Raw genomic sequence first — 19084 nt, 5'->3', positions numbered from 1 at the left:
GCCGGCCCGGCCCGGCCGGGTTCAGCAGAGCAGGTCGAGCTCGGACACGTCGTACCACTCGAGTTCGTGGTCCTCGGCTCCGTCCACGACGAACTGGGCGTCCGGGTCCCCGGCGGTGGCCTGGGTCACCGCCGTGACGGCCGCCGTCACGTCGTCGACCGCCTCGGCGCTGTCGACGTGGACGGCGGCGACCGAGGCGAACGCGATCGGTCCGACCAACGCGACGGCACTCGACCCCAACTCCACCACGGACCGCTTGAGCGCATCCGCCGGCAGGTCGACCGAGACGACGACCCGCCGGCGGGGTGCCGTGGGATCGTGGTGCAGCAGGCGCAGCGCGTCCTGCGCGGCGCGGGTGAAGGCGACGTACTCCAGCTCCTCCTCGTCGCCTTCGACGTACCACTCGCGCAGCGCGGGCGTGACGGTGTGCGCGGTGTCGGCGGCGAGTTGACCGGTCTCGCGCAGCGTGGCGAGCGCCGGCAGGGTGGCCGGCACATAGACCCGGAGCTGATTGTCGGGCACGCTACTCCCCCAACTGATGTCGTCGCTGATGCAATGTACGCCGTCAGCGGGTCCGAGCGGGCCGCGATGGCACACTGAACCGACCGACGTAGACGAGCCGGGAGTCACCGTGGAGCCGAGGTTCCTGCAGTTGTCCGACGTCGCCGCGGAGCTCAACGTATCCGACTCGCAGGTCTACCACATGGTCCGCAGTGGCGAGTTGCCCGCGATCAAAGTCGGCGGGCGTGGTCAGTGGCGGGTGGAGCGCGCCCAGTTGGAGGAGTACATCCAACGCAAGTACACCGAGACCGCCGAGTGGGTGCAGAGCAACCCGCTGATCGAGCGCGATCCGGAGTAGGCGGCCCGGCGCCGTCCAGCCCCGGCCCGGGCCGGGTGACCCGACCAGTTGTCCGATCGCCGTCACCGCGAGACATTGACGGACAGTGTCATGCTGACTTCAAATTGATCTGCCGAAGGCAAACGAAGGCAAACGCAAGATCAACAGGAGTTCGGATGACTGTCCCGACCCGGATCAGGCGACCCCCCATCCGGCTACGGCCCGTGCCGCCGCTGGACCCACCCTTCACCGACGCGCCAGCCGACTTCGGCGTCCATCCCGGCGTACAGCTGGCACTTGATCTGTCCGGGCCACCCTCGGCCGAGCCGGCGCGGCCGCCCGCCGACCGACCTGACACCGGGCCCGGCCGGCCGGCGGTCCTGCCGCCGGACGCACTGGCCGGCGCGTCGCCCGACGCCCGCCAGGCCGCACACCGCTTCCTGGCGGCGAGCGTCGAGATCATCAACGGGTTCCGCCCGGTGTCGCACGGCCGCCGGCTCACCACCCCGAAGCAGGCATCGGCGATCTGTGTGCAGCTGACCGCCGCGGTCGAACGGGTCCGGACGGCGGACCGGCCGACCGGGGTCGGGCGGGGGCGGGGTCCACAACCGTCGCGGCCGGGGCCGGCTGCGACGGCACGGCCGAGGCCGCCGATGCGGGGTGACCGCCGAAAGGAGTTGCTCCGGGTCCGCCAACTGCGGATCTGCGAGCCGATGGCCGGGGTGGTGGAGACCGCAGCGGTGCTCGGCACCAGCAGCCGCAGCTGGGCGCTGGCGTTTCGTCTCGAACGTCAGGCCGGCGTCTGGCTGGGCACCGCCGTGCAGCTCATCTGACGCCAGCCACCCCGACACGCCTGACGATCTTGCACTTGTCGACGGACAATAAGGACAAATGTTCGCGATAAGCGCAAGATCGTCGGCAACGGAGGGGTTCGGCTGGTCAGGCGCCGGGAGCGCCGTGGCAGCGCTTGTACTTCTTGCCCGAGCCACAGGGGCAGGGGGCGTTGCGCGACGGCCCGTTACTGCTGACCGCCTGACCGGCCGCTGCGGCCCGGCGGGCGCTCGCCACCGGCACCGGCGGGCCGGCCGCCGGACGGGCTTGCGTGGACCGGCTCGGCTGCTGCTGACCGCCGACCCCCAACGCTGGCGCCTGCTGCACCTGCACCCCACCCTCGGCACCGGCAGCGCCGTCGATGGTCGGCGAGACGTACTGCAGGCCCTGCGGGCGGGGCGCCGCTCCGATGCCCTTGGCCCTGATCTGCACCTCACCGTCCGGCACCGGCACCCGGGTGCCGGACTGGTCGCCGTTGGCCGCGGCCGTCGCCGGCTGCTGCACCTGCACCTCGACGTTGAACAGGAAGCCGACCGTCTCCTCCTTGATGCCGTCCATCATGGTGGCGAACATCGCGTACCCCTCGCGCTGGTACTCCACCAGCGGGTCGCGCTGGGCGTACGCCCGCAGGCTGATGCCCTCCTTGAGGTAGTCCATCTCGTACAGGTGCTCACGCCACTTACGGTCGATCACCTGCAGCAGGACCATCCGCTCCAGCTGCCGCAGCGCGTCCGCGCCCAACTCCTCCTCGCGGCCCTGGTACGCGGTGTTCGCGTCCTCCAGCATCCGGATCCGCAGGAACTCGGCGTCCACGCCGCTGCGCTCGCCGCCGGCCTCCTCGATCAGCTCCTCGACGGTGATGCCGACCGGGTAGAGCTGCTTGAGGCTCGACCAGAGCTGGTCGAAGTCCCAGTCCTCGGCGTACCCGTCCGCGGTCGCGCCGTCGATGTACGCGCCGATCACGTCCTCGATCATCTTGCTGATCTGGCCGTGCAGGTCCTCGCCGTTGAGCACCCGCAGCCGCTCGGCGTAGACGACCTGGCGCTGCTTGTTGAGCACCTCGTCGTACTTGAGGACGTTCTTGCGGGTCTCGGCGTTCTGGCCCTCGATCTGCGCCTGGGCGTTCTTGATCTGCCGGGTCACCATCTTGGACTCGATCGGCACGTCCTCGGGGATGTTGAAGCGCTCCATCACCGCTTCGACCGCACCGGCCCGGAACCGCCGCATCAGCTCGTCCTGCAGCGACAGGTAGAACCGGGACTCACCCGGGTCGCCCTGCCGGCCGGACCGGCCGCGCAGCTGGTTGTCGATCCGGCGGGACTCGTGCCGCTCGGTGCCGAGCACGTAGAGCCCACCGACCGAGGTGACCTCCTCGGCCTCGGCCGCACAGGCCAGCTTGACCTGCGGCATGATTTCTTCGAGCGCCTTCGCGTACTCGTCCGGGCTCTCGGCCGGATCGAGCCCACGCTGGCGCAGCTGCGCCGCCGCCTGGTAGTCCGGGTTGCCGCCGAGGAGGATGTCGGTGCCCCGGCCGGCCATGTTCGTCGCCACGGTGACCGCGCCCTTGCGCCCGGCCTGGGCGATGATCTCGGCTTCCTTGGCGTGGAACTTCGCGTTGAGCACCGCGTGCGCGATGCCCCGGCGGCGCAGCAGCTGGGACAGGATCTCGGAATTCTCCACCGAGACCGTGCCGACCAGCACCGGCTGACCCACGGCGTGCCGCTCCGCGATGTCCTCGACGACCGCGTTGAACTTGGCCTTCTCCGTCTTGTAGATGACGTCGGCCCGGTCGAGGCGCTGCATGTCCCGGTGGGTCGGGATGGTCACCACGCCGACGTTGTAGACCTTGTTGAACTCGCCCGCCTCGGTCTGCGCGGTACCGGTCATCCCGGACAGCTTCTCGTAGAGCCGGAAGTAGTTCTGCAGGGTGATCGTGGCGAGCGTCTGGTTCTCCTGCTTGACCTCGACGCCCTCCTTGGCCTCGATCGCCTGGTGCATGCCCTCGTTGTAGCGACGACCATGCAGGATGCGTCCGGTGAACTCGTCGACGATCAGGACCTCACCGTCGTTGACGATGTAGTCCTTGTCCCGCTTGTAGAGCTCCTTCGCCTTGATCGCGTTGTTCAGGTAACCGACCAGCGGGGTGTTCACCGACTCGTACAGGTTGTCGATGCCGAGCCGGTCCTCGACCTTGGACACGCCGCGTTCGGTGACGGCGACGGTCCGCTTGGCGTAGTCGATCTCGTAGTCGCCCTCGCCGTCCTTGCCGGCCTGCATCCGCGACACCACGCCGGCGAACTCGCCGTACCAGCGGGCCGAGTGCTCGGCCGGGCCGGAGATGATCAGCGGGGTCCGGGCCTCGTCGATCAGGATCGAGTCGACCTCGTCGACGATGGCGAAGTTGTGCCCACGCTGCACCAGGTCGTCCTTTGACCAGGCCATGTTGTCACGCAGGTAGTCGAAGCCGAACTCATTGTTGGTGCCGTAGGTGATGTCTGCCTGGTAGGCGGCCCGGTGGTCGGCCGACGGCCGGTTGGGCAGGATCACCCCGACGGTGAGCCCGAGGAACTCGTGCACCTGACCCATCCAGGCCGCGTCCCGCTCGGCCAGGTAGTCGTTGACGGTGACGATGTGCACGCCCTTGCCGGACAGCGCGTTGAGGTACGCCGGCAGCACCGAGGTCAGCGTCTTGCCCTCACCGGTCTTCATCTCGGCGATGTTTCCGAAGTGCAGCGCCGCCGCGCCCATGATCTGCACGTCGTAGTGACGCTGGCCGAGCACCCGGGACGCCGCCTCGCGGGCGGTGGCGAATGCTTCCGGCAGCAGATCGTCGAGGGTCTCGCCGTCGGCGTACCGCTGGCGGTAGTGGTCGGTCAGCTCGCGCAGCTCCGCGTCGGTGAGGTCGACGTAGTCGTCCTCGATCGAATTGACGGCTGCGGCGACCGCCTTGAGCCGGCGGACCATCCGGCCCTCGCCAGCGCGAAGGATCTTCTCAAGAATCGACACAGATCAACGCTCCCCTAGACGGTGTGCGTCACTATCGTAGGCGCATCAATCGGCGTGACGGCAGTCGCAGCCGGCTTCAGATCCGGGAAGTCGCGGCAAAGCGGACATTGTTGGCGCGCCGGCCCAGCATAACCGTTATGCCCTGCGCGAAAGCTGCGTCAGGATGGGCCGGTGGAACCCGTCGAGATCACCGAAGGCGGCATCCGACTACGGCTGCTCCTGCCCGACGACGCCCCGGCCGTCGCCGAAGCCTGCAACGATCCGCTGACCCAACGCTTCGTACCCGGCATGCCACAGCCGTACACGGTCGCCGACGCGCTGCACTGGATCACCGAAGGATCCACCGCCGCGTGGGACGCCGGCGGCGCAGCCTGGGCGATCGCCGACCCGGACAACGACGAACTGCTCGGTTGCGTCGGGCTGAGCCGCGCGGTCCCCGAGCGGCGCCAGATCGAGATCGGCTACTGGATGGTGCCCCGGGCCCGTGGCCGGGGGGCGGCGACCGCAGCCACCGTCGCGGCCACCGGCCACGCGCTGCGCAACGGCTTCGACCGCGTCGAACTGCTCACCGACGGGGCCAACATCGCCAGCCAGCGGGTCGCCGTCGCCGCCGGCTTCACCCATGAGGGGGTACGCCGAGGAGCCGCACTGGGTTCCGCCACCGCTGGCGGCCCTGGACCGGCCGACGGTGCGGCGCCCCGCGACGACCTCGTGGTCTGGGCCCGGCTGGCCGGTGACCCCGCCGGCCCGACCCCGCGTGCCCTGCCCGACCTGCCCGGCGGCGCGCTCACCGACGGCGTGGTCCTGCTACGCCCGCTCGGCCCCGACGACGCCGAATTCGCGTACCGCCTGCAGTCGCTGCCCGACGTGGTGGCGACCAGCGTCCCGCCGGTGACCCCGACCCGCGGCGGCATCGAGACCCAGTGCGCCCTGGCACCCGGGAAGTGGCTCCTCGGCCGCCGGGCCGACCTGGTCATCTGCGACGCGGCGACCGGGACACCCACCGGCCGGCTCGGGCTCTACCACCAGGAGCCGGAGATCGGCCAGGCGATGATCGGCTACTCGATGCTGCCGCAGTGGCGGGGCCGTGGCTACACCGTCCGGGCGGTCCGGCTGCTGGCCCGCTGGGCGTTCGACAACACCACCATCGCCCGGCTGATCGCCGGCACGCTGCCCGGGAACACCAGCTCGCAGCGGGTGCTGGAACGCGCGGGATTCACGCGGGAAGGCCTGCTGCGGGGCCGGCTACCCGGACCGGACGGTACCCGGATCGACGACGTCCAGTACGCCCTGCTGCCGGCCGGCCCCGCCGACGACGGGTCAGGTCAGGCGGCGATCGGCTCGGCCAACGCGATCAGGCCGTAGTCGTAGCCTTTTCGCCGGTAGACGACGCTCGGGCGGCCTGATTCCTTGTCGTGGAACAGGTAGAAGTCATGTCCGATCAGTTCCATCTGGAACAGCGCGTCGTCGACGGTCATCGGGTCGCCCGGGTGTTCCTTCTCCCGGACGAGATGCCAGGGCTGGTCGTCGTACTCGTCGTCGTAGTCGTGCGAATCGTGGTGTGCGTCCGCAGCGGCGTCGCGGTCGAGCACCGCGACCGAAGCCGCGGTCGATTCGGTCGGCTGGGCGGGCGGCAGCGGGGTGAACCCGACGAGACCGGCGGTGGGCAGCCCGGCGGTCGCCTCGGCGACCGACACCGGCGCGTGCCGGCCCCGGTGCACCCGGCGGCGATCGGCGGCCCGGCGCAGCCGGGTGTCCAACTTGCTGATGGCGGCGTCCAGGGCGCTGTAGAAGTCCTTCGCGCACGCTTCCGCGCGGATGATCGGGCCCCGTGAGACACAGGTGAGTTCCACCCGCTGGCAGTGGTCCGACTGCCGGGGGTTGCGCTCGTGGAACAACTCGACGTCGACGCGGATCAGCTTGTGGTCGTACCGTTCGACCTTGGCCAACTTCTCAGCAACATGGGCCCGGTAGTGCTCGGGAACCTCGACGTTGCGGCCTTTCACCACGATGTCCACGCGTGACCTCCTGAAGCAAGCTAACGACCGATTGGCATGCCGATGAATTCAGGACCGGTCGACATACCCACGAGTGGTCGGCATCGACCGGTCGGGTACGGTTCGCACCTCCCTCCGGGACGCCTCCGGTGGCTGTTCAACCTCCGGTCATACCCCCGATAGGCCCACGCTAACGCGCCGACGGCGGCGCGTCACCAGTTCCGGCTAGACCGGTCCGCGAAGATTCCCGAATCAGGCACAAAACCTGGCAAAGGACCAGGATCGCCACTCACGCACCGTCACGGCGCCGTGTCGCCGCGAGCACGACCGCAGTGTGGACGGCGAGCCCTTCCGCAGCGAGCAGCCGCTCGACGGCGGCCAATGTGGCACCGGTGGTGACGATGTCGTCGACGACGATGACCTTGGGTAGGGAATCACGTCGACCCGCGGCGTCAACTTCGACCCGGCGCCGGGCGACGTCGAACCCGACCCGCCGCCGGGCGACGTCGAACCCGACCCGCCGCCGGGCGACGTCGAACCCGACCCGCCGGGGTGCGAACCCCGCCTCGGCCGACGCCATCCGGCCAGCGCTGTCCAGCCCGGCCGAATCCGGCCGAGGCAGCGCACGCAGCGGCCGGGCCGTCGCGGCCCGCCATCCATCGGCGCGTAACGCGGTCACCGCGTGCCGGGTCAGCCGCCGCAGATGATCGCCGTGCCGCTCCCGGACCGCCGCCGCGGTGGACGGCACCGGCACCAGCAGCACCGGCTGTCGCGGATCGACCGCGGCGGCCACCGTCGCGGCCAGCAACCGACCCAACGGCCGGGCGAGCCCGTGCCGTCCCCGCTCCTTGTACGCCAGCAGCAACTCCCGCAGCACCCCGGCGTACGCGCCGAGCGCCACACAGTCCGGCAGCCCGGCCGGGGCGGGGTCCGGCCGTACCGCCCGGGGTCGCAGCTGCCGCACCTCGTCGACGCACCCGACGCACACGCCGAACCGCAGCCGGCCGTCAGTTCGCCGACAACCCGCGCACTCGGTCGGCAGCACGAGATCGGCCAGTGCCGCCCACAGGTCGACCAGCATCGCGGGCGGGTCAGTAGAGGAAGAACGGCGCGGTCGCGACGGCGGCCGGGTCGTCCGCTGTCGCAGCCGGATCGACCCCTTCCACCTCCTCCAGCCGAATCTGCTCGCTGGGCTCGAACAGGTCGTACGGGATGCCGTTGGCGACGTACATCCGGGCCCCGACCGCGCCGCCGCTGACCGGGTTGGCCGGGTAGCCGGCGAGATGGGTCACGCTCGCGTTGCCGAGGTCGCGCAACGAGGGGGTCTCGATCGCCCCGTCCACCGTCATGTCGTGGATGGCGACCCGGCCGTCCGGGTTCGTGCCGGCGACCACCAGCAGGGTCTCGGCCACCCAGTCGACCTGGGTGATCTCGGTCAACGAGGTGGGGACCCGCCGGGGCGGCAGCACTTCGACCCGCTCGCCCCGGCCGAGGGCGGCGACGTACAACCGATCATCGATGACCAGTGCGATCCGGTGCCCGTCCGGTGCCACACCGACCGACCGCACCACTCCGGTGACGCCGGGCAGCGTCAACGGCTCCACCGTGCCACTGCCCACCCGGAAGGAGTACAGGCGGCCGTCGGCCACCACCAGCCCGAAGTCGCCCGGCGCCTTCAGCCAGCCCGGTCGACCGATGTCGTCGAACGACTCGGTGCTGGTGTGGAAGCTGGTCCCAGCCCCGGTCGATCCCCCGACCACCAGCCGCTGGCCGTCCTCGCCCTGGACCGCCAACGCCGCATACGTACTGCCACCGGCCCGGGTGAAACCGGCGGTTACCACATCCTGGTTGACCTCGTCGGTGAGCACCGGGATCGCCTCACCGGACCGGGCCGAGCTGCTCAGCCGGTGCACCCGGCCCTGGTAGACGGTGAACCGTTCAGGTGTCTCCTGCAGAGTCTGGGCACCGTTCATCGCGAGCAGCTCCGCGCCCCGGTAGATCTGCGGGCTCTGGCCCTGGATGGTCAGCTCCAGGTCGTTGTCGAACTCCGGCCACAACGACCACATCAGCTGCGCCGCCAAGCGGTCGAGCTGACGCTGGTCGGCCAGGGCCGCAGCGTCCGAGATCAACGTGACCTTGAGCCGGTCACCGGTGTCCGGCACGTTGCCGCCGGACCGGGTGCCGCTGGGCAGCGCCTGCACCGTCGACGCGATCCAACTCGACGGGCCGCTGATCAGTGCCTCCAGCAGGACGGTGCGCTGGCGTTCCACCGGCACCGCGCCCGGCAGGTACCGCAGGTCGGGCACCAGCGCCTGTTGGCTGGTGTCCCAGAAGTAGATGGTGCGCTGCGTATAGAAGGCGTTCAGGGCGTCCTCGCTGAGCAGCAGCGCCGGTGGCGGGTTGAGAATGAACTTGCCCTGCTCGCCGGTGACCGAACCGACCTGGAAGGTGTACTCGGTGAATTCCGGTTCCTGGGCGGGCATCGGCTCCAACGCGCCGTTCGGACGCAGCTGCCCGATCTGCTGTACGTTGAGCGCCACCTCCTCCACACCGGCCTCCGCCCGGGTGATCTGCGGACGCTCCCGTAGCCGCACCACGGTCAGCACCACCTCGGGATTGGGATCCCGGACATCCGCCCGGTCGGTCGGCGCGACGAACTCGCGGACCTGCTCCACCGCACGCTCCGCCTCCACTGCGGCGGCCTGCAGGAAGTCGGAGACGAACGCCTCGGTGTTGTTGCGTTCGTCGAGCCGCGACGCCGGGGTCTGCAGCCCGCTGCCGCCGCTGGGCAGACCCGGCGCTGGTCCCTGCCCGTCGACCCGGACCTCGGTGTACTCCGGGATGCCGCAGCCGGCGAGCAGCACGGCGGCGAGCGCGGGGGCGGCGAGCAGCCGACGGATCCAGCGGTTCACGACGTCGCCCCAGCCGGCGCGACGTCCTCGGCCGGCGTGCCGTCGGTGCCCGATCGCGCGGCCGGAACCCGGTCGTCGCACGCCCCGTCACCCGGAACCCGGTCGTTGGGGACCAGCCGCAGCGGCGACGAGTTCAGCCGGTCGCCGGCCCGGGCCGGCAGAGTGAGCCGGAACTGGGCGCCCTCCCCCGGGGCACCCCACGCCTCCAGCCAGCCACCGTGCAGCCGAGCATCCTCCACGCTGATCGACAGACCGAGGCCGGTCCCGCCGGTCTGGCGTGCCCGGGACGGATCCGCCCGCCAGAAGCGGTTGAACACCAACTTCTCCTCCCCGGCGCGCAGACCCACCCCGTGGTCGCGCACGGTCACCGCGATCGCCGAGTCGTCCGTCCCGAGCGTCACCACCACCGGCTGCCCTTCGCCGTGCTCCACCGCGTTGCCGAGCAGGTTTCGCAGCACCCGTTCGACCCGGCGCGGGTCCACCTCGGCGATCACCGGGGTGTCGGGCAGCCGCAGATCGATGCGTACCCCCAGCCGATCGGCCAGCCCGTCGAGTCGGTCGGCCACCCGCCGAACCACCGGCACCAGGTCGGTCGGCTCGGCGTCGAGCACCGCGAAGCCGGCATCGAAGCGGCTGATCTCCAGCAGGTCGGTGAGCAGGCTCTCGAACCGGTCCAGCTCGGCCTGCAGCAGCTCTGCGCTGCGGGCGACGGCGGGGTCGAACCCGTCGCGCTCCGTGAAGATCAGGTCGGCCGCCATCCGTACGGTGGTCAGCGGCGTACGCAGCTCGTGTGACACGTCGGAGGTGAACCGACGCTGCAGCCGCGACATCTCCTCCAGCCGGGTGATCTGGCGTTGCAGGTTGGACGCCATCTGGTTGAACGAGGCGGCCAGCATGGCGAGGTCGTCCTCGCCGTCGACGACCATCCGCTGATCGAGCAGACCGGCGGAGAGCCGCTGCGCGGTGCGCGCCGCCACCCGTACCGGGGTCACCACCAGGCGGGTGACCAGCGCCGCGAGCAGGCCCAGCAGCATCAACAGGGCCAGCCCGGTGATGAGCACGGTGGCCCGGATCTGGTTCGCGGCCTGGTCCTGGGTGGTCAGCGGGACGAGGTAGTAGAGCTCCACCTGGCCGAACCGGGTGGGCACCGGTGAGCCGTAGACCAGGTACTTCAGCCGTCCTTCGCCCAAGTCGCCGCTGCGGATCTGCTGTGCCTGAGCGCCGGAACCCACCTGCTCCGCGAGCTCCGGCGTGATCATGCCGGTGACGTCGACCGTCAACGGCGAGGTCGCCGTCTGCAGCAGCGGATAGCTGCTCGCGGTCATCACCACCACGACACCGCCGATCTGATCCGGATCGCCGCCGGCCAGGGTGCTCACCGTCTGCTCGATCGTGAATCGGACCTGCGGATCGAAGTGCTGCGGGTGCACGCTCATCTGCTCGGCGGCGTAGTCGCGGCCGTGCTCCAGCCGCCGCTGGACGTCCTCCCTGGCCCGGTCCAGCAGAATGTTCGTGCTCTGCGAGGCGACCATGTAGGCGAAGCCGCCGACCAGCAGCCCGGACGCGACCAGCGTGATGGTGACCACCCGCAGCTGCAGTGACCGACGCCACATCCGGTTGACTGCCAGGGCCACCGGCCTGCACCGGGCCAGCAGCATGTCCCGCGCCGGGCGCAGGGCACCACTGACGCGGGTCAACAAGAGGGACGCGGTGACGCGGAGTTGGCCAGTCACAGTGCGTCCCAGGCTAGCCGGTGCCTGCCTTGTAGCCCACGCCCCGAACGGTGAGGATGATTTCGGGTCGCTCGGGATCCGGCTCGATCTTGGCGCGCAGGCGCTGCACGTGCACGTTCACCAGCCGGGTGTCGGCCGCGTGCCGGTAGCCCCATACCTGCTCCAGCAGCACCTCACGGGTGAACACCTGGCGGGGCTTGCGGGCCAGCGCGACCAGCAGGTCGAACTCCAGCGGGGTCAGCTTGACCTCCTCGCCGTCGCGGCTGACGGTGTGCGCCGGCACGTCGATGGTGATCTGGTTGCCGGGCGGACCGATGGTGAGCAGCTCGGGTGCCACGTCCTCGCCGCGCCGCAGCCGGGCCCGCATCCTGGCCACCAGTTCCTTGGGTTTGAACGGCTTGACCACGTAGTCGTCGGCACCGGACTCCAGGCCGAGAACGACATCGACGGTGTCGCTCTTCGCGGTCAACATCACGATCGGAATGCCGGACTCCGAGCGGATCGCCCGGCACACGTCGATCCCGCTCATCCCCGGCAGCATCAGGTCCAGCAGAACGATGTCGGGTCGGTTCTCCCGGAAAGCGGCAAGCGCCCGCTCACCGTCTGCGACGAACGACGGCAGGAAGCCCTCGCTGCGCAGCACGATACCCATCATCTCCGCCAGGGCGGGATCGTCGTCGACAACCAGCACTCGGGCTCTCATGTGACCAATATTCCATCCCGCTTCGCCCCGTGGGGGACCGCCACCGCCGGTAGATCACCCCAGGTCAGGCGAGTCCGTAACATTTCGGACGACACTGCGCCCTGCCGTGGTGCGGGCCGCGCTGCGTGCCACGATGGGACGCTGGCGCCCTGTACGTACCGTCGACCCTATCGTCATCAGGAGTCCCGTGGATCACGCCGGCCCGCCCGACGTGCTGCCGCTGCGCCCGCTCACCACAGGCGAGTCGCTCGACGCCGCGGTCGAGCTGCTGCGCGCCCATGCCCCGGTCCTGTTGACCGTCGGCGCCCTCCTCGCTCTCGCCGAACAGCTGCTGCTGCTGCCGCTGCGGGACGCCGCCGGCGCGGTGCCGCCCGCGTACCTGCCCACCTGGAACCGGCTGGGCCTCTACTGGCTGCTGCTGGCCGCCGGGGCAGCGATCGAGGTGACCGTCATCGCGCTGCTGGGCGGGCTCACCTCGAGAGCCGTCGGCGCGGCCGTTCTCGGCGAGCGGCTCTCCCCGTGGCGACTGCTCGACCCCCGCGGCGGCAGGTTCGTCGCCGTCGCGGTGGTCGCCGGTGCGGCCGGGAGCATCATGTTCACCGCCGCGTTGGCCGGGCCGGTGTGGTTCGTCGCGTACGCGATGCTCGGGCTCGCCGTACCGGCGCTGGTCCTGGACCGGGTGCCGATCTGGCACACGTTGGCCCGTTCTTCGACACTCGCCGTCCGGGCCGGACTACGCGCCGGCCTGATCCGCGTCCTCGGCTACCTGATCTTCTTCTCGATCCGGGCGGCGCTGGGACTGGGCGCGCTGAACCTGACCGAGTCCGGCGCACCCTGGTTGGGCGTCGTGGCCGTCGCCGGCTGGACCATCCTCAACGCGGTGGTCTACCCGACACTCGCCTGCCTCGACGCCGTACTGCACATCGAGACCAGGATGCGCACCGAAGGGCTCGACCTACGTTTGCGGCGGGCCCGAAGCCACGCCCAGCGGGGCGGCCAGCACCTGGTGGCCGGCACGTGAGCGGAGAACTGAGCCGGTGGTGGACCGAAGCCGTCGCCGTCGCCGGCGACAGGCTGCCGCTGCCGCTGGCCGCGCTGGCACTGCTCGGTGCCGCCGCGCTGGTGGCCGCCGGCTGGTACGCGTGGCCGAGCTGGTTGCCGCGCCGCCGGAACTGGCTCGCCGTCGGGCACCGCTCGCCGCAGCTGCTGCGCTGGGCACGGTCCCAGGCGGCACGGCTGACCGGGGCCGCCCGCAGCTGGCTGCGCAAGCTATGGTCCCGGCGCTGGCCGCGCCGCCGCGACGGCCGGGCCGCGCCGCGCCGGTGGGCAGCGCTACCCGACCCCCGGGACTGGCTGCCCACAGCGTGGCGTCGGCTCCTCGGCCTGCTCCGTCTGCTCCGACGCCGACGGCGCCAGGACCCCGCTGAGGCGACCGGGCCGAGACCGGCACACGACGACGTGCCGTTCGGCCCACCGGCCGGCCTCGCGGACCGGCTCGCCGCCCAGGGCCGGTACGCCGAGGCCATCCGGGAACGGCTGCGCACCATGATCCGTGAGGCCACTGAGCGGGGCGTGGTCACCGACCGGCGTGGCTGGACGCTCACCGAGTTCACCAACGCCACCGCCCGGGTGGCACCCGCGACCCGGGGAGTCCTGGCCGAGGCCGGCAGCATCTTCAGCGAACTCTGGTACGGCAGCCGCCCCGCCCTGCCCCGCCACGACGACCGGATGCGTGAACTCGCCGGTCAGCTACGCACTGCCCTGGATCAGGCCCGGCCAGCCACCGATCGGCCAGCCGCCGATCGGCCAGCCGCCGATCCGCCCGGCCTGCTGGCCGCCCCGCGGGCCGTCCCGATGTCCGACGCCCGCCCGGCCGGGCTGGAGGACACCCGATGGTGAGGCGGGTCCGCCGCCGGTGGCGCCCGCTACGGATCATCGTCCCGTTCGTGGCCGCGGCGGCGCTGATCGCCGGGACCCTCGTCGCGTACCAGCTCGAGCACCCGGACCCGACGCGGCCCGGCTTCCTGTCCCCCACCAACACCGCGTCCGACGGCGCGAGTCGGCTCGCCGCCGCGCTACGCGGCCAGAACCTGAGCGTACGGACCGCGCGCCGCACCGCCGAGGCGCTCAGCGCGACGCTGGACGGCCCGACCACCCTGTTCATCCCCGCTCCCACCCTGGTCCACCCTGACTACCTGCAGGTACTCGCCCGGCTTCCGGTCGGGAGCCGGGTGGTCATGGTCGACCCGCCGGCCCGGCTGCTGCACGGCGACCCGGTGCCGATCGGTCGGGGCGTGCGACGGTGGGCGGCCAAGGCCAGCGGCCCCGACCTCGACGGACGCCCATGCGCTCTGCCGGAGGTGGCCCGCACCGGACCCGCCGCCACGCTGCGGCAGCGCTACGTCGCGCCGACCGGGGTGGATCCGGACCGGGTGGACCGCTGCTACGACGCCGGCCTGGCCCGACTCACCTGGGGACAGACCGAACTGGTGGTGGTCGGGGCGAGCGACCCGTTCCGCAACGGACGCTTCGCCGAGCACCGCAACGCGGACTTCGCCACTGGTCTGCTCGGCACCCGTCCGACGGTAGTGTGGCTCGACCTCGCCCACCCGGACACCCCACCGACCCCACCCGGACAAGCGACCGCGCCGTGGCTGCCGGAGCTCGAACCCGCCACGGCGGACGCGAGCCCCGAGGCCGGCCCCGGGCAGACCCCGACGCCTGGTAGGCCGACCACGGCTGATGCCGGCGACACCGGAATCCCGCTGCTGGACGCCTTCCCCGCCTGGTTCTGGGCGCTGCTCGTCCAGCTGACGCTGGCGGTGCTGGCCCTGGCGTTCTGGCGGTCCCGCCGGCTCGGGCCGCCGGTGGCCGAGCCGCTCCCGGTGCACGTCGCGGCGGCGGAGACGGTGCTCGGCCGTGGCCGGCTCTACCGCCGGGTCAAGGGACGCGAGCCGACGGCCGACGCCGTGCGGACCGCGGCGCTGGCCCGGCTGGTCCCGCTGCTCGCACTCACCCGGCGACCCTCCCCAGCCGACGTCGTCGCCGCGGTCGCCCGCCACACCGGCCGGCCGCGAGAGCCGATCGACGCGCTGTTGTACGGTCCACCCCCGACCACCGACGCCGACCTGCTGGAGCTGGGACGACGCCTGGCCGCGTTGCGCGCCGAGGTCGCCGGACCGCCGCCCGGCCCACCCGCGCCGCCCGGCCCACCCGCGCCGCCGGGCCCGGCCGCGCCCGGCGGCAGTCGCGGGCCCGGTACGCCGGCCCCCCGAGCACCATCCGACAGCGAAGGAGAGCAGCGGTGAGTCAACCCAGCACGGCCGGTCCGGCGACGAGTGGCCCGCTGGCCGACGAAGACGAGGCCAGGGAGGCACTCCGACGGTTGCGGACCGAGATCGGCAGGGCCGTGGTCGGTCAGGACGCCGTGGTCACCGGGCTCGTGATCGCCCTGCTCTGTCGGGGTCACGTACTGCTCGAAGGCGTGCCCGGCGTCGCGAAGACGCTGCTGGTACGCGCCTTCGCCGCCGCACTCGACCTGGACACCAAGCGGCTGCAGTTCACCCCGGACCTGATGCCCGGCGATGTCACCGGCTCGCTGATCTTCGACCCGCGCACCGCCGCCTTCACCTTCCGGGAGGGTCCGGTCTTCACCAATCTGCTGCTCGCCGACGAGATCAACCGGACTCCGCCGAAGACCCAGTCGGCGTTACTGGAGGTGATGGAGGAACGTCAGGTGTCGGTCGAAGGGGTGGCCCGGCCACTGCCGACGCCGTTCGTCGTGGCCGCGACCCAGAACCCGATCGAGTACGAAGGCACCTACCCGCTGCCCGAGGCACAGCTGGACCGGTTTCTCCTCAAACTCGCCGTGCCGTTGCCGAGCCGTGAGGAGGAGCTCGGCGTGCTGCGCGCACACCACCGGGGCTTCGACCCGTCCGACCTGGCCGCCGCCGGGGTACGCCCGGTCACCAACGCGGCAGACCTCGCCGCGGCGCGACGGGCAGTAGGCCAGGTGCGGGTCAGCGAAGAAGTCTTCGGCTACATCGTCGACCTGTGCCGGGCCACCCGGATGTCGCCGGCGCTGTCGCTGGGCGCTTCGCCCCGGGGCACGACGGCGCTGCTGAACACCGCCAAGGCCTGGGGGTGGTTGGCCGGCCGCGACTACGTGACTCCCGACGACGTCAAGTCGGTCACCCGGGCGACCCTGCGGCACCGGGTCCGGCTGCGGCCCGAGGCCGAACTGGAAGGGGTCACCGCGGACGGCGTACTCGACGCGGTGCTCGGCACCGTACCGACACCGCGGTGACCGCCCGGGTAGCGGCCGGGCCGTCCGCCCGGGCGGACGCCGCACCGCCGGACGGACCGGGACCCGGTGCCGCGGGGCCCGACGCCGCAGGACCGGTGGTGACCTGGCGGGTGGCCGCGCTGCTCGGTCTCGGGGCGTTCACCCTGCCCTGGTGGTCGTCGCCCTGGCTCGGTCTGCTCGTCGTGACCTCGACGGTGGCCGGCCTGGCCCTGGTCGATCTGCTGCTGGCGGCGCCGCTGGGCAGGCTGGCCCTGCGCCGCGAGGGAGATCGCACCAGCTGGCTCGGCACCTCCGCCACGGTCACCCTTTGGCTGCGCAACGATTCCCGGCGACGGCTACGGGCTCAGGTACGCGATGCGTGGACCCCGTCCGCCGGGGCCGTCGCCGCGCCGGCCGCTGACCCGCCGGGCGCTGACCCGCCGGGCGCCGAATCGGCCGATCCGCCGGCGGCTGGCTCGTCGGCACGCCCGGCCGCCGGCACCCCCCAACGCGAGGGTGGCCCGGTGTGGCAGGTACGGCTGGCGCCCGGCTCGGCGGTGGCGTTGCCGGCCCGGCTGATCCCGACCCGACGCGGCGACCGGGCCGCCGCCGACGTGACCGTACGCTCGATCGGGCCGCTGGGGCTGGCGTTCCGCCAGCGGCGTGGACGACCGGTGACCCCGCCGTGGTCGCTGCGGGTGCTCCCCCGGTTCGACTCCCGGCAGTTGCTTCCGGAGAAGGTGGCCCGGTTGCGGGTGATCGACGGCATGCGGGCCGCCCGGGGCCGTGGCCAGGGGACCGAGTTCGACAACCTGCGGGAGTACGTCGTCGGCGACGACGTCCGGTCGATCGACTGGCGGGCGAGCGCCCGCCGGGCCGACGTACTCGTGCGGACCTGGCGCCCCGAGCGGGACCGGCGGGTGGTGTGCGTGCTCGACACCGGGCGGACCTCGGCCGTCCGGATCGGCGACGCACCACGGCTGGACGTGACGATCGACGCCGCGTTGCTGCTGGCGGCGCTGGCCAGCCGCGCCGGTGACCGGGTGGACCTGCTGGCCGTCGACTCGACGGTACGGGCGGCGGTGTCCGGCGCCAGTCGACAGTTGCTGATGCCCCGACTGGTCGGGGCGCTGGCTCCGCTGCTACCGACCCTCGCCGAGACCGACTACGAGCTGGTGGTCGGCGAGGTGCTGCGCCGGGAGAGCAAGCGGGCGCTGGTGGTGCTCTGCACCGCGCTGGAGCCGGGCGCGCTCGGCGACGGGTTGCTGCCGGTGCTACCGCAGCTCGCCGCCCGACATCAGGTCGTGGTGGCGTCGGTACACGATCCGATGCTGACCGCGTTGATCGACGAGCCGCCGCGAGACGTCGGTGACGTGTACGCCGCCGCGGCCGCCTGGCGTACCGCTGGCGAACGGGACCGGGTCCGCGACGCGCTCAGCCGGTACGGGGTGCTGGTCCTCGACGCGCCACCGGCCACCTTCGCCGGTCGACTCGCCGACCTCTACCTGCACCTCAAACTCCTCGGCCGCCTCTGACCCCCGGCCATGATCGCGCCCCCCTTCCCCGACGATCTTGCAGTTATCGAGAGGATTTGTCCAAGATGTCCATCGATAAGTGCAAGATCGTCGCGATCATGGAGGGGTGACCGGGGCTGCATGCACACGGTCGGGTGGGAGGGCAGGGTTATCCACAGGTAGTCCGTCAATCCACAGGGTGGCCCGCTGCACCGGCCGACGCAATCACCTGGGCAGCAATGTGTCGCGGATGGATGACGTGGCACGATACCGCGCACTCCGGTCGACCGGATTCGGCGAGGGCGAGATCCGAGGGCTTCTCGACCGCGGCCAACTCTGGCGACCATTCAACGACACGTATCTGCCCGCGACCGTTGCGCGGCAACTCCCGTACGCCCGCCTGCGGGCTCTGTCGGCACGGCTGCCGCCGACCGCGTTGATCTGTCGGCAGAGCGCCGCGATCCTGCACGGCTTCGGCGACTTCGTCGTTGCGCCGAAGGACGACCGAGTGCACGTGATGTTGCCAGCCGGCGTCGCGCGGCCCAGGTTCCGTGGCGTGATCATCCACGAGACCGCCCTGCCGGCCGAGCCTTGCCTGGTGGACGGGGTGGCCTGTACGTCTCCCGCACGTACGGCCGTCGACCTGGCGCGGACGTCTTCCCGGATGGACGCTCTGCCGGCCCTCGACGGCGCAGTACGACTGGGTGGATGTGACATCGAAGACCTCGTACTTGAGGTAGCGATGCACTCCGGCCTGCCCGGCGTGGTGATGGTGCGTGACCTGCTGCGCCGGGTCGATGCGGGCGCGCAGTGCCGGCAGGAGAGCCAACTGCGGCTGATCGTGACCGATGGCGACCTGCCGCGCCCGCAAACGCAGATCAAGGTTCTCGACGGGCCGTTCGTCACCCGGTACGTGATCGATCTCGGCTGGGAGGAATCGCGGGTCGGCGCCGAGTACGACGGCCGGTCTCATCTCACCGCCGAGCGCGCCCGACACGATCGCGAGCGACACAACTGGCTGGCTGCCCGGGGCTGGCGGATGCGCTACTTCACGGCCGTCGACATCTACCGCCGCCCACGGGGCGTTGTCGCAGTGCTGCGCCAAGCACTTTCCAGCTAGCAGCATCCCGCCCCAGTTCCACCTCCATGATCGCGACGATCTTGCACTTATCGATCGACATCTCGGACAAATCCTCTCGATAACTGCAAGTCACCCGGTCCCCTTGGGGAGGACGCCGCGCAGGCGTGAAAATGGTGGGTAGGTC

Annotated in this window: 16 protein-coding genes; 9 read left to right on the top strand and 7 right to left on the bottom strand. The window is 71.5% G+C overall.

From position 1 onward, the window contains the following. Window positions 1–21: 21 nt before the first annotated feature. The gene (locus ACFHVL_RS26330) at window positions 22–522 is read right to left on the bottom strand and encodes a DUF6912 family protein (RefSeq protein WP_416631123.1); all 501 of its coding nucleotides are present in this window, start codon (window positions 520–522) and stop codon (window positions 22–24) included. Window positions 523–631: 109 nt separating this feature from the next. On the opposite strand from ACFHVL_RS26330, the gene ACFHVL_RS26325 reads away from it, so the two are divergent. Both ACFHVL_RS26325 and ACFHVL_RS26320 read left to right on the top strand, forming a co-directional pair. Next, window positions 632–859, top strand: coding sequence for a helix-turn-helix domain-containing protein (locus tag ACFHVL_RS26325; protein ID WP_326551592.1), 228 nt, complete (start codon window positions 632–634; stop codon window positions 857–859). Between the two features lie 155 nt (window positions 860–1014). Beyond that, window positions 1015–1671, top strand: a complete 657-nt coding sequence (locus ACFHVL_RS26320; protein ID WP_416631122.1) for an Rv3235 family protein — start codon at window positions 1015–1017, stop codon at window positions 1669–1671. 106 nt (window positions 1672–1777) lie between these two features. Here ACFHVL_RS26320 and secA read toward each other — a convergent pair whose 3' ends face one another. Further along, window positions 1778–4675, bottom strand: coding sequence for a preprotein translocase subunit SecA (gene secA / locus ACFHVL_RS26315; protein WP_416631121.1), 2898 nt, complete (start codon window positions 4673–4675; stop codon window positions 1778–1780). A 171-nt stretch (window positions 4676–4846) separates the two neighbouring features. Here secA and ACFHVL_RS26310 point away from each other — a divergent pair, with 171 nt between their 5' ends. After that, the gene (locus tag ACFHVL_RS26310) at window positions 4847–6040 is read left to right on the top strand and encodes a GNAT family N-acetyltransferase (protein ID WP_416631120.1); all 1194 of its coding nucleotides are present in this window, start codon (window positions 4847–4849) and stop codon (window positions 6038–6040) included. Here ACFHVL_RS26310 and hpf read toward each other — a convergent pair. The 5 genes from hpf to mtrA form a co-directional block, all read right to left on the bottom strand. Then, window positions 6001–6693, bottom strand: a complete 693-nt coding sequence (gene hpf / locus ACFHVL_RS26305; protein WP_416631119.1) for a ribosome hibernation-promoting factor, HPF/YfiA family — start codon at window positions 6691–6693, stop codon at window positions 6001–6003. The genes ACFHVL_RS26310 and hpf overlap by 40 nt on opposite strands. Before the next feature lie 268 nt (window positions 6694–6961). Beyond that, on the bottom strand, window positions 6962–7753 hold the full coding sequence (locus ACFHVL_RS26300) for a ComF family protein (protein WP_416631118.1): 792 nt from the start codon (window positions 7751–7753) through the stop codon (window positions 6962–6964). 10 nt (window positions 7754–7763) lie between these two features. Beyond that, on the bottom strand, window positions 7764–9584 hold the full coding sequence (locus ACFHVL_RS26295; protein ID WP_416631117.1) for an LpqB family beta-propeller domain-containing protein: 1821 nt from the start codon (window positions 9582–9584) through the stop codon (window positions 7764–7766). Further along, on the bottom strand, window positions 9581–11242 hold the full coding sequence (gene mtrB / locus ACFHVL_RS26290) for an MtrAB system histidine kinase MtrB (protein ID WP_416631136.1): 1662 nt from the start codon (window positions 11240–11242) through the stop codon (window positions 9581–9583). Before mtrB ends, ACFHVL_RS26295 begins: the two co-directional genes overlap by 4 nt. Before the next feature lie 88 nt (window positions 11243–11330). Further along, window positions 11331–12020: an MtrAB system response regulator MtrA gene (mtrA, locus tag ACFHVL_RS26285; RefSeq protein WP_282223809.1), complete on the bottom strand. Its 690-nt coding sequence runs from the start codon at window positions 12018–12020 to the stop codon at window positions 11331–11333. Window positions 12021–12207: 187 nt separating this feature from the next. Between mtrA and ACFHVL_RS26280 the strand changes: the two genes are divergently transcribed. From ACFHVL_RS26280 to ACFHVL_RS26255, 6 genes are all read left to right on the top strand, one after another. Next, window positions 12208–13041 carry a hypothetical protein gene (locus tag ACFHVL_RS26280; RefSeq protein ID WP_416631116.1) on the top strand — a complete coding sequence of 278 codons (834 nt, stop codon included), beginning with the start codon at window positions 12208–12210 and terminating at the stop codon, window positions 13039–13041. Further along, window positions 13038–13919: a DUF4129 domain-containing protein gene (locus ACFHVL_RS26275; RefSeq protein ID WP_416631115.1), complete on the top strand. Its 882-nt coding sequence runs from the start codon at window positions 13038–13040 to the stop codon at window positions 13917–13919. The genes ACFHVL_RS26280 and ACFHVL_RS26275 overlap by 4 nt, the downstream gene beginning before the upstream one ends. Next, window positions 13913–15328, top strand: a complete 1416-nt coding sequence (locus tag ACFHVL_RS26270) for a DUF4350 domain-containing protein (RefSeq protein WP_416631114.1) — start codon at window positions 13913–13915, stop codon at window positions 15326–15328. The genes ACFHVL_RS26275 and ACFHVL_RS26270 overlap by 7 nt, the downstream gene beginning before the upstream one ends. Beyond that, window positions 15325–16326: an AAA family ATPase gene (locus tag ACFHVL_RS26265; protein ID WP_416631113.1), complete on the top strand. Its 1002-nt coding sequence runs from the start codon at window positions 15325–15327 to the stop codon at window positions 16324–16326. The genes ACFHVL_RS26270 and ACFHVL_RS26265 overlap by 4 nt, the downstream gene beginning before the upstream one ends. Window positions 16327–16424: 98 nt before the next feature. Continuing rightward, window positions 16425–17840 (top strand): DUF58 domain-containing protein, encoded by a 1416-nt coding sequence (locus ACFHVL_RS26260; protein ID WP_416631135.1) that lies wholly within the window; start codon window positions 16425–16427, stop codon window positions 17838–17840. Window positions 17841–18069: 229 nt separating this feature from the next. Beyond that, entirely contained in the window at window positions 18070–18939 is an 870-nt protein-coding gene (locus ACFHVL_RS26255) for a DUF559 domain-containing protein (RefSeq protein WP_416631112.1), read from the top strand. Window positions 18940–19084 lie beyond the last annotated feature (145 nt).

The sequence above is a fragment of the Micromonospora sp. LOL_023 genome (assembly GCF_048060115.1).
GTDB lineage: Bacteria > Actinomycetota > Actinomycetes > Mycobacteriales > Micromonosporaceae > Micromonospora_E.
Note: the sequence above shows the minus strand (reverse complement) of the source record. Positions and strands in the feature narration are given on the sequence as shown.

Coding starts and splice junctions, on each gene's coding strand:
- ACFHVL_RS26320 (WP_416631122.1), top strand. CDS start 1,015: ATGACTGTCCCGACCCGGATCAGGCGACCCCCCATCCGGCTACGGCCC.
- ACFHVL_RS26300 (WP_416631118.1), bottom strand. CDS start 7,753: ATGCTGGTCGACCTGTGGGCGGCACTGGCCGATCTCGTGCTGCCGACC.
- mtrB (WP_416631136.1), bottom strand. CDS start 11,242: ATGCTGCTGGCCCGGTGCAGGCCGGTGGCCCTGGCAGTCAACCGGATG.
- mtrA (WP_282223809.1), bottom strand. CDS start 12,020: ATGAGAGCCCGAGTGCTGGTTGTCGACGACGATCCCGCCCTGGCGGAG.
- ACFHVL_RS26270 (WP_416631114.1), top strand. CDS start 13,913: ATGGTGAGGCGGGTCCGCCGCCGGTGGCGCCCGCTACGGATCATCGTC.
- ACFHVL_RS26255 (WP_416631112.1), top strand. CDS start 18,070: ATGGATGACGTGGCACGATACCGCGCACTCCGGTCGACCGGATTCGGC.